Below are 10105 nucleotides of genomic sequence, written 5' to 3'. Positions count from 1 at the left end.
ATCCAGCTACCAGGAGCTTCACTACTTTTCACGCACCGACACGCCACACCCACCCAACCTGCACAAACCAGGTTGAAAAAGGCTCATTGAAATTGAACCTCCAATTTCAATGGAAATTGCGGACGGTCAGCGTGGCTCGCCACGACACGCCGATGGCTGTGGACAATCTCCGCAATTTCAATGGAAATTGCGGGACGCCGGGGCGGGGTCTGGCAGCTCTGGCCCGCCCCGGGACCGGGTTGTCAGCGCTGGCCGGGGCCGTCCTCCAGATCACCTTCGGTCTGCAGGTAGACGTCCTGCAGCGCCTGCAGGGTGTCCGGGTTCGGCTCCTGCCACATCTGCCGGTTGGCGGCCTCCAGCAGCCGCTCGGTGATGCCGTGCAGCGCCCACGGGTTGGACTCGGTGAGGAACCGCTGGTTCTCCTCGTCCAGCACGTAGGTCTCGGCGAGCTTCTCGTACATCCAGTCGGCCACGACGCCGGTCGTGGCGTCGTAGCCGAACAGGTAGTCCACCGTCGCCGCCAGCTCGAACGCGCCCTTGTAGCCGTGGCGGCGCATCGCCGCCAGCCACCGCGGGTTGACGACGCGGGCCCGGAACACCCGCGACGTCTCCTCGGTCAGGGACCGGGTGCGGATCGAGTCGGGGCGCGTGCTGTCGCCGATGTAGGCCGCCGGGGCCTTGCCGGTCAGCGCGCGGACCGTGGCGATCATGCCGCCGTGGTACTGGAAGTAGTCGTCGGAGTCGGCGATGTCGTGCTCGCGCGTGTCGGTGTTCTTCGCCGCCACGGAGATCCGCTTGTAGGCGCTCTCCATGTCGGCGCGGGCCGGTTCGCCGTCCAGCTCGCGCCCGTAGGCGAAGCCGCCCCACACCGCGTACACCTCGGCCAGGTCGGCGTCGTCGCGCCAGTTCCGGCTGTCGATCAGCGGCAGGATCCCCGCGCCGTACGCGCCCGGCTTGGAGCCGAAGATCCGCATCGTGGCGCGTCGCCCGTCGCCGTGCTCGGCGAGGTCGGCGCGTGCGTGCGCCCGCACGAAGTTCTGCTCGTCCGGCTCGTCGAGGGCGGCGACCAGGCGCACGGCGTCGTCGAGGAGCGCGACCACGTGCGGGAAGGCGTCGCGGAAGAAACCGCTGATGCGGACCGTGACGTCGATGCGGGGGCGGCCCAGCTCGTCGAGCGGGATCGCCTCCAGCCCGTTGACCCGGCGCGACGCCTCGTCCCAGGTCGGCCGGACGCCGAGCAGCGCCAGCACCTCAGCGATGTCGTCGCCGGACGTGCGCATCGCGCTGGTGCCCCACACCGACAGGCCGACCGAGCGGGGCCAGTCGCCGGTGTCGGCGCGGTAGCGGTCGAGCAGGGATTCGGCGATGGCCCACCCCGTCTCCCAGGCCAGGCGGCTGGGCACGGCCTTGGGGTCGACCGAGTAGAAGTTGCGGCCGGTGGGCAGGACGTTGACCAGCCCGCGCAGCGGCGACCCGCTGGGACCCGCGGGAACGTACCCGCCTTCGAGGGCGTGCAGCGTCGCGGTCATCTCGTCGGTCGTCGCGGCGAGCCGCGGCACCACCTCGGTCACGGCGAACTCCAGCACCCGCACGACCGCGTCCTCCGCGCTGCCGAGGACCTCCCGGCACACCTCCGGCGCCGAATCCGGGCTCCAGCCGCGGTCCTCCATCGCCTGGACCAGGGCGTGCGCGCGGGCCTCGACGTCGTCGACCTGCTCCCGGGCGGCGCTGCCGTCCTCGGCGAGCCCGAGCGCTTCCCGCAAGCCGGGCAGCGCGGCGCTCTGCCCGCTCCACATCTGGCGCGCGCGCAGCATCGCGAGCACGAGGTTCACCCGGGCCTCGCCGGCCGGGGCGTCGCCGAGCACGTGCAGGCCGTCGCGGATCTGGGCGTCCTTGACCTCGCAGAGCCAGCCGTCGACGTGCAGCAGCATGTCGTCGAATTCCGCGTCGTGCGGCCGTTCGTCGAGCCCCAAGTCGTGGTCGAGCTTGGCGGCCTGCATCAGCGTCCAGATCTGGCTGCGGATCGCGGGCAGCTTCGCCGGGTCCATCGCCGAGATGTTGGCGTGCTCGTCGAGGAGCTGTTCCAGCCGGGCGATGTCGCCGTAGCTCTCCGCGCGGGCCATCGGCGGCACGAGGTGGTCGACCAGGGTGGCGTGCACCCGGCGCTTGGCCTGGGTGCCCTCGCCGGGGTCGTTGACCAGGAACGGGTAGATCAGCGGGAGGTCGGCGATCGCGGCGTCCGGGGCGCACGAGGCGGACATGCCCGCCGTCTTCCCGGGCAGCCATTCGAGGTTGCCGTGCTTGCCCAGGTGCACCATGGCGTGGGCGCCGAACTCGTCGATCAGCCAGCGGTAGGCCGCGAGGTAGTGGTGGCTCGGCGGCAGGTCCGGGTCGTGGTAGATCGCGATCGGGTTCTCGCCGAAACCACGCGGCGGCTGCACCATGAGCACGACGTTGCCCGCGCGGACGGCGGCGAGCACGATCTCGCCTTCTGGGTCCTGGGAGCGGTCGACGAACAGTTCGCCCGGCGGCGGTCCCCAGTGCTGCTCGATCGCGGTGCGCAGGTCCTCGGGCAGCGTCGCGAACCAGCTCGCGTACCGGCGCGCGGGGATGCGGACCGGGTTCCCGCTGAGCTGCTCCTCGGACAGCCAGTCGCGGTCCTGGCCACCGGCGGCGATCAGCGCGTGGATCAGCGCATCGCCGTCCTGGTCCGCGACGCCTGGCAGCGCGTCGGGGCCGTCCTCGGGGCCGATGTCGTAGCCCTGCTCGCGCAGCGCCCGCAGCAGGCGGACCGCGCTGACCGGCGTGTCCAGGCCGACGGCGTTGCCGATCCGGGAGTGCTTGGTCGGGTAGGCCGACAGCATCAGCGCCAGGCGCTTGTCCTGCGGCGGCACGTGCCGCAGCGTCGCGTGCCGGACCGCGATGCCGGCGACCCGGGCCGCCCGTTCGCGGTCGGCCACGTAGACCGGCAGCCCCTCGGCATCGTTCTCCTTGAAGGAGAAGGGCACGGTGATCAGGCGGCCGTCGAACTCGGGCACGGCGACCTGCGTGGCCATGTCCAGCGGCGACAGGCCCTCGTCGTTGTCCTCCCAGGCCTCGCGGCTGCTGGTCAGGCACAGTCCCTGCAGGATCGGGATGTCGAGTTCGGCGAGCGCGCCGACGTCCCACGCCTCGTCGTCACCGCCGGCGGAAGCGGTGGCGGGCTTCGTGCCGCCCGCGGCGAGCACGGTGACGACCAGCGCGTCCGCCCGGCCGAGCTGCTCCAGCAGCTGCGGATCGGGCGCCCGCAGGGAGGCGCAGAACAGCGGCAAGGCCTGGCCACCGGCGTCTTCGATGGCCTCGCACAGCGCGTTCGCGAACGCGGTGTTGCCCGCCATGTGGTGCGCGCGGTAGTAGAGCATGGCGACGGTCGGGCCCTCGGTGCGCCGCGGGGTCCGCTCCAGCACGCCCCAGGTCGGCGTCTCCGCCGGAGGCTCGAAGCCGTGCCCGGTGAGCAGGATCGTGTCGGACAGGAAGCGGTGCAGCTGAGCCAGGTTGTCCGGGCCGCCGTGGGCGAGGTAGCGGTGCGCTTCGGCGCACACCCCGCCCGGCACGGTCGAGCATTCCATCAGTTCCGCGTCCGGCGCCTGTTCGCCGCCGAGCACGATCACCGGGCGCGGGCCCGCGAGCAGCGAGTCCAGGCCCTCTTCCCAGGCCCGGCGGCCGCCGAGCAGCCGCACGACGACGAGGTCGACGTCCTCCAGCAGCGGGGGCAGGTCGTCCACGCCCAGCCGCGCCGGGTTGCCGAGCCGGTACTCGGCGTCGGCGGCTCGCGCGCTGAGCAGATCGGTGTCCGAAGTGGACAGAAGTAGGATCATGCGGATCGCTCCTCGGCGTGGCGACCGGCGTCGCGGGGCCTGGGCGCGCGTGCGCAGCGCATGACGGCACCTCTCTCGGGGTCCTCGCCCCGGTTCGTAGGTCGCGGCGACCGGAGTCTCCTGGCTCCCGGATCAGCGCTCGCTCCGTCTTCCCGTCCAGTTAGGACAGTGACTTCCTTGGAGTCCGCTCCCCGGTGACAGTGGCGGGACCGCGCCGGATTCGCACCGGCTTCCTCCACCGTCGCCGCTGAATGTTGCGACCACTCTTCGCAACGGGGCGATCTTACGTCAAGCGGCGCGGGCATGACGCACGTCGCACCCCGCTTGTTTTGCGTCCGCAACTACCTGGGTCCGTAGTATCAGCCGGGTGTTGCACAGAGCCAGACCAGAGCGGGACGCGTGTCCCGGCGCGCTGCGGGTGCACGAGGCAGCCGACGGCGGACTGGCCCGCATCCGCGTCCCGGGTGGTGTGCTCACGCCTCCCCAGGTCCGGGCGATCGCGGCGGCCGCGGCGCTCGGCGACGGCGGCGCGGAGCTCACCTCGCGGGCGAACGTGCAGGTGCGCGGACTGCCCGCGGGAGCGGAGGAGGAACTCGCCGCCGGGCTCCGGACGGCGGGGCTGCTGCCCTCGGCAACGCACGAACGGGTCCGCAACATCATCGGCTCGCCCTCGGCGGACGGCCGCGAGCTGGTCGACGTGCGGGCGGTGGCCCGGGAACTCGACGCGGCGCTCTGCGCGACGTCGTCGCTGGCGGACCTGCCCGGACGTTTCCTGTTCGCCATCGACGACGGCCGCGCGGACGTCATCTCGCTCGGCGCCGATGTCGGCCTGCTCGCGGAGAGCGCGGACACGCTGGCACTCGTGCTCGCCGGCGTGGATTCCGGAGTGCGATCGACCCCGGACCAGGCCGCCGGCGTCGCCATCGCCGCGGCGGAGGCGTTCCTGGCGGAGAAGGCCGAGCAAGGGCTCTCGGCTTGGCGGCTGGCCGAACTCGACGACGGTGCGCGCCGGATCGCCGATCGCCTCGGCGCCGTCCCGGCCGGGCTGGTGCCGTCGAACCGGCCGGCGACGCATTCGCAGGTCGGCGCGGTGGAACGGTCCGACGGAACGGTCGGGGTGGTGGCGGGAGCACCACTGGGCCGCCTGTCGCGGGACCAGCTGGATATCATCACCGCCGCGTCCGACGCCGCGGGCGAACTTCGCCTGACGCCGTGGCGGACCGTCGTCCTGCCCGGCTTGCCGCCGGAGGAAGCGGGGCGGTGGCTCTCGGAACTCGGCGCGCACGGCCTGCTCGTCGATCCGTCCTCGGCCGGTGCCGGGGTGACCGCGTGCGCCGGTCGTCCCGGCTGTGCGAAGGCGCGGGCCGACGTCCGCGAAGACGCCCAGCGCGCATCGGCGGGCGGCGCTCTGCCGGTGCATTGGTCGGGTTGCGAACGGCGCTGCGGCCGACCGCGGGGGCGCGTCGTGGAAGTGCTGGCGACCGGTGCCGGCTACGAGGTCGGTCTCGACGGCGAGACGCGGGCATCCGGCGCCGATGTCGACCAGGTATCCGCCGCGCTCGTCGCGGCACGGAGGACAGTGTGAACGAGAACAACGGGGCGACCCGCTACCGAGGGGTGCCCGAATACGTCCGGGAAGGCGCGGAGATCTACCGCCGCTCCTTCGCCACGATCCGCGCGGAAGCGGCCCTGAGCGGCCTGCCGCCGGAGGTGGCCGGGGTAGCGGTGCGGATGATCCACGCCTGCGGCATGGTCGACCTGGTCGACGACCTGGCGTACTCGGCGGACGCGGTGCTCAACGCGCGCGCGGCCCTCCGCGCCGGTGCGCCGGTGCTGTGCGACGCCGCGATGGTCGCCGCCGGCGTGACCCGGCGCCGTCTGCCCGCGGACAACGACGTGATCTGCACGCTGTCCGATGAGCGGGTCCCGGACCTGGCCCGCGAGCTGGGCACGACGCGCAGCGCCGCGGCACTGGAGCTGTGGCGCGACCGGCTGGCGGGATCGGTCGTCGCGATCGGCAACGCTCCGACGGCGCTGTTCCGGTTGCTGGAGATGATCGAGGACGGCGCCCCGAAGCCCGCCGCGGTGCTGGGGCTGCCCGTCGGCTTCATCGGTGCCGCGGAATCGAAGGAGGCGTTGGCGGCGCACCCCGCCGAGCTGGACCACCTGGTGGTGCACGGCCGCCGCGGCGGCAGCGCCATGGCGGTGGCCGCCATCAACGCGATCGCGAGCGAGGAAGAGTGAGCAGCAACGGCAAGGGCACGCTTTTCGGCGTGGGTCTCGGCCCCGGCGACCCGGAGCTGGTGACGGTCAAGGCCGCCCGGCTGATCGAGCGGGCCGAGGTGATCGCGTACCACAGCGCCCGGCACGGCAGGAGCATCGCGAGGTCCGTCGCCGAGCCGTACCTGCGGCCGGGGCAGATCGAGGAGGCCCTCGTCTACCCGGTGACCACCGAGACCACCGACCACCCGGGCGGCTACCAGGGCGCCATCGACGAGTTCTACGCGGACTGCGCGGCCCGGCTCGCGGCGCACCTCGACGCCGGGCGGGACGTCGTCGTGCTCGCCGAAGGCGACCCGCTCTTCTACGGCTCCTACATGCACATGCACAAGCGGCTGGCCGGCCGCTTCCGCGCCGAGGTCGTCCCCGGCATCACCTCGGTCAGCGGCGCGTCGGCGGCGCTCGGGCGCCCGCTGGCCGAACGCGACGAGATCTTCACCGTGCTGCCGGGCACCCTCCCGCCGGACGTCCTCGCCGAACGGCTCGCCACGACCGATGCCGCCGCGGTGCTCAAGCTGGGGCGCACCTTCGAAGGAGTGCGGCAGGCTTTCGAGAAGGCGGGCCGCCTGGACGAGGCCTGGTACGCCGAGCGCGCGACCACGGATCGGCAGCGCTTGCAGCCGCTCGCGGACGTCGACCCGGAAACCGTCCCGTACTTCTCGCTGGCGCTGCTGCCCGGACCGGCGAATTCGGACACCGCGCTCCACGCCGCCGCTGCGCCCGCCGACCGCGGCGCGGAGCGGGGCGAGGTCGTGGTGGTCGGGCTCGGCCCCGGCGGCCGCGAGTGGGTGACGCCGGAGGCGCAGGCGGCGCTCGCCGCGGCCGACGACCTGGTCGGTTACGCCCCGTACCTCGCCCGGATCCCGGACAACCCGCGGCAGCGCAAGCACGCGTCCGACAACCGGGTGGAGGCCGAACGCGCGGAGTTCGCGCTGGAGCTGGCCAGGCGCGGGTCGCGGGTCGCGGTGATCTCCTCCGGCGATCCCGGCGTGTTCGCGATGGCCAGTGCGGTGCTGGAGGTCGCGGCGGAGCGATCGGACGTGCCTGTGCGGGTCCTGCCGGGCATGACGGCGGCGCAGGCGGTGGCCAGCCGCGTCGGCGCGCCGCTGGGCCACGACTTCTGCGTGCTGTCGCTTTCCGACCGGCTCAAGCCGTGGGAGGTGATCGTCGAGCGGCTGCGCGCCGCGGCGTCGGCGGACCTGGTCATGGCGATCTACAACCCCGCTTCGCGCAGCCGGACCTGGCAGGTCGCGGCAGCCCGGGACGCGGTCCTGGAGCACCGCTCGCCCGACACGCCGGTGGTCATCGGCCGGGACGTCGGCGGCCCGGCGGAGAGCATCAAGGTGGTGCGCCTGGCCGACCTCGATCCGTCCGATGTGGACATGCGGTGCCTGCTGCTGATCGGCTCGTCGACGACGCGGCTCGCCGTCGGCGCGGACGGGCGCGACGTCGTGTTCACGCCGCGGCGCTACCCGGCGTGATCTCGTTGGCGCAGCGCGGAATCGAGCCAGGCGACGGCGTCCTCGACCGTCCCGGCCGAGGGCGCGGCGGGCTGGGGCGGCCGCTGGACCACCACCACCGGCAGCCCGAGTTCGCGCGCCGCGATGAGCTTCGCGCTCGTCATCGAACCGCCGCTGTTCTTGGTGACGACGACGTCGATGCGGTGCTCCCGCAGCAGGGCGAGCTCGTCGTCGACCGTGAACGGCCCGCGGGCGAGCAGCACCGTGGTGTGCGGCGGCAGCGGCGGTTCCGGCGGATCGACGGTCCGCACCAGGAACCGCAGGTCGAGCGCGGCGAAGTGCGCGAGGCCCTGCCGGCCGGTGGTGAGGAAGATCCGTTCGCCCAGCTCGGGCAGCAGCTCCGCGGCCGCCGCCAGGGACGGCGCCGCCAGCCAGTCGTCCCCGGGACCCGGCCGCCACGCGGGGCGGCGCAGCACCAGGATCGGGCATCCCGCGAGTTCCGCTGCCGCCACGGCGTTCTCGGTGATCGCGCCGGCGAACGGGTGGGTGGCGTCGACGACCGCGTCCACCTGCTCGCGCCGAATCCAGTCGGCCAGCCCGTCGACACCGCCGAAGCCACCGACGCGCACCTCGCCCGGCGGCAGCTTCGGCTCGCGGACCCGGCCGGCGAGGGAGGACGTGACGCGCAGGTCCGGCCGCTCGGCGAGCCGTTCGGCGAGCTTCCTGGCCTCGCCGGTGCCACCGAGGACGAGCACGCGGGTCATCCGACCCGCCCCGTTGTCGCTGCGAACCGCATGAGGAGCATTCTCCCGTTATGAGCGGGCGAGGGGAGGGATCGGGCCTCCGGTACGGCTGGACGACGGGGGCCTGCGCCACGGCGTCGACGGCGGCTGCCTACACGGCGCTGCTGACCGGGACGTTCCCAGATCCCGTCGAGATCGTCCTCCCGAAGGGGCACCGCCCGGCCTTCGCGCTCGCGCGCGAGCGGCTGGGCGACGGCTTCGCGACGGCCGGTGTGATCAAGGACGCCGGCGACGATCCCGACGTCACGCACGGCGCTCTCGTGTCGGTCACGGTCCGTCCTGCGGAACCGGGGCAGGGCGTGGTGTTCCGAGCGGGAGAAGGCGTGGGCACCATCACCAAGCCCGGTCTGCCGCTGCCGGTCGGCGAACCGGCGATCAACCCCGTGCCGCGGCAGCTGATCCGCGACGTCGTCGCGCGCGTCGCCGCGGAGCACGGCGGCAGCGGCGACGTCGTCGTCGAGGTGTCCGTCGACGACGGGGCGGAACTCGCCCGGCACACCTGGAACCCGCGGCTGGGGATCCTGGGCGGACTGTCCATCTTGGGCACCACGGGCGTCGTCGTGCCGTACTCGTGCTCGGCGTGGATCGACAGCATCCGCCGCGGCGTCGACGTCGCCCGGGCGGCAGGGCTCGAACACGTCGCCGGGTGCACGGGGAGCACCTCGGAGAAGGTCGCCGCGGAACTCCACGCGCTGCCCGGCGAGGCGCTGCTCGACATGGGCGACTTCGCCGGCGCGGTGCTGAAGTACCTGCGGCGGCACCCGGTTCCCCGGCTCACGATCGCCGGCGGCATCGGGAAGATCTCCAAGCTCGCCGACGGGCACATGGACCTGCACTCCAAGCGGTCCCAGGTCGATTTCGCCTCGCTCGCCGGGATCGTGCGCGACGCGGGCGGCAGCGGCGAACTGGTCTCCCGGATCAGGGGCGCCAACACCGCGCTCGAAGCGCTGCAGCTCTGCCTCGCCGCGAGCCTCCCGCTCGGCGATCTCATCGCCGATCGGGCACGGGCGGTGTGCCTCGAAACCCTGCGCGGGGCACCGGTTTCGGTGGACGTCGTCGTCATCGACCGGGCGGGCACCATCGTCGGCCGCACCGAGGCGGACTAGCGCGCGGGCCGCCGCAATCCGGTGGTGCTCGGAGCGGAAGTCGGGAAGGCTCGCGCGCATGGTTTCGGTATTGCAGAACGTCGCAATCGACTGCGCGGATGCCTATGAGCTCGCCCGGTTCTGGAGCAGCGTGACCGGCCGGAACGCGGACGGCTCGGGCTGGGCGGTCCTCGCCGACCCCGAAGGCAACGAATTCTGCGTTCTCCGCAGCGAATCCGACCGGGCCGCGGTGGATTCACGAACCATCCCGACGGGCGACGCATGACCACCGCCACCACCTGAGAGCTCGTCCGGCGAACAGTGTACCGCAATTTCCATTGAAATCGAACCTTCGATTTCAATGAGCCTTTTTCAACCTGGTTTGTGCAGGTTGGGTGGGTGTGGCGTGTCGGTGCCTGAAAAGTAGTGAAGCTCCTGGTAGCTGGATTGTCGACCAAGATCAAACCAGGAGCACCAGGAGCTTCACGTGTTGTTGTATCCCTCGACGATCGATCTGTCCACCATCACCCTGCAGTATGTCGCCGGCATGCTGCGGGCCCATCGCGCGACGATCGGGTCTGTGTGGCGCAAGCTCCCGCCGCACCGGCAGGCACTGGTCG

At 72.5% G+C, this 10105-nt stretch carries 7 protein-coding genes and 1 riboswitch; of the genes, 5 read left to right on the top strand and 2 right to left on the bottom strand.

Annotation, left to right across the window (positions count from 1 at the left end):
• Positions 1–242: 242 nt before the first annotated feature.
• Positions 243–3857 (bottom strand): cobaltochelatase subunit CobN, encoded by a 3615-nt coding sequence (cobN, locus tag AC07FN_RS44955; RefSeq protein ID WP_478401216.1) that lies wholly within the window; start codon positions 3855–3857, stop codon positions 243–245.
• Positions 3858–3951: 94 nt separating this feature from the next.
• Positions 3952–4138, bottom strand: a riboswitch (cobalamin riboswitch).
• Between the two features lie 86 nt (positions 4139–4224).
• Between cobN and cobG the strand changes: the two genes are divergently transcribed.
• The 3 genes from cobG to AC07FN_RS44940 are packed head-to-tail and all read left to right on the top strand — an operon-like array spanning position 4225 to position 7618.
• Complete coding sequence (gene cobG / locus AC07FN_RS44950) at positions 4225–5442, top strand: precorrin-3B synthase (RefSeq protein ID WP_478401215.1); 1218 nt, start codon at positions 4225–4227, stop codon at positions 5440–5442.
• Positions 5443–5474: 32 nt separating this feature from the next.
• Positions 5475–6101: a precorrin-8X methylmutase gene (locus AC07FN_RS44945; RefSeq protein ID WP_478401217.1), complete on the top strand. Its 627-nt coding sequence runs from the start codon at positions 5475–5477 to the stop codon at positions 6099–6101.
• Complete coding sequence (locus AC07FN_RS44940) at positions 6098–7618, top strand: precorrin-2 C(20)-methyltransferase (protein ID WP_478401214.1); 1521 nt, start codon at positions 6098–6100, stop codon at positions 7616–7618. Before AC07FN_RS44945 ends, AC07FN_RS44940 begins: the two co-directional genes overlap by 4 nt.
• Here the strand turns inward: AC07FN_RS44940 and AC07FN_RS44935 are convergent.
• A complete protein-coding gene (locus AC07FN_RS44935; protein WP_478401213.1) occupies positions 7606–8361 on the bottom strand; it encodes a cobalt-precorrin-6A reductase in 756 nt (251 codons plus the stop codon). The two genes, AC07FN_RS44940 and AC07FN_RS44935, sit on opposite strands and share 13 nt — an antisense overlap.
• 50 nt (positions 8362–8411) lie before the next feature.
• Between AC07FN_RS44935 and AC07FN_RS44930 the strand changes: the two genes are divergently transcribed.
• Both AC07FN_RS44930 and AC07FN_RS44925 read left to right on the top strand, forming a co-directional pair.
• A complete protein-coding gene (locus AC07FN_RS44930) occupies positions 8412–9506 on the top strand; it encodes a cobalt-precorrin-5B (C(1))-methyltransferase (protein ID WP_478401212.1) in 1095 nt (364 codons plus the stop codon).
• Between the two features lie 58 nt (positions 9507–9564).
• Positions 9565–9771, top strand: a complete 207-nt coding sequence (locus AC07FN_RS44925; RefSeq protein WP_478401211.1) for a hypothetical protein — start codon at positions 9565–9567, stop codon at positions 9769–9771.
• The last annotated feature ends 334 nt before the right edge of the window (positions 9772–10105 follow it).

Source organism: Saccharopolyspora sp. NPDC045941 (assembly GCF_056431445.1).
The sequence above is the reverse complement of the archived record's forward strand: the minus strand, read 5'-3'. Positions and strand labels throughout refer to the sequence as shown.

What these genes read in the sequence shown, in the direction of transcription:
- AC07FN_RS44930 (WP_478401212.1), top strand. Translation starts at nt 8,412, where the DNA reads ATGAGCGGGCGAGGGGAGGGATCGGGCCTCCGGTACGGCTGGACGACG.
- AC07FN_RS44935 (WP_478401213.1), bottom strand. Translation starts at nt 8,361, where the DNA reads ATGACCCGCGTGCTCGTCCTCGGTGGCACCGGCGAGGCCAGGAAGCTC.
- AC07FN_RS44925 (WP_478401211.1), top strand. Translation starts at nt 9,565, where the DNA reads ATGGTTTCGGTATTGCAGAACGTCGCAATCGACTGCGCGGATGCCTAT.
- cobN (WP_478401216.1), bottom strand. Translation starts at nt 3,857, where the DNA reads ATGATCCTACTTCTGTCCACTTCGGACACCGATCTGCTCAGCGCGCGA.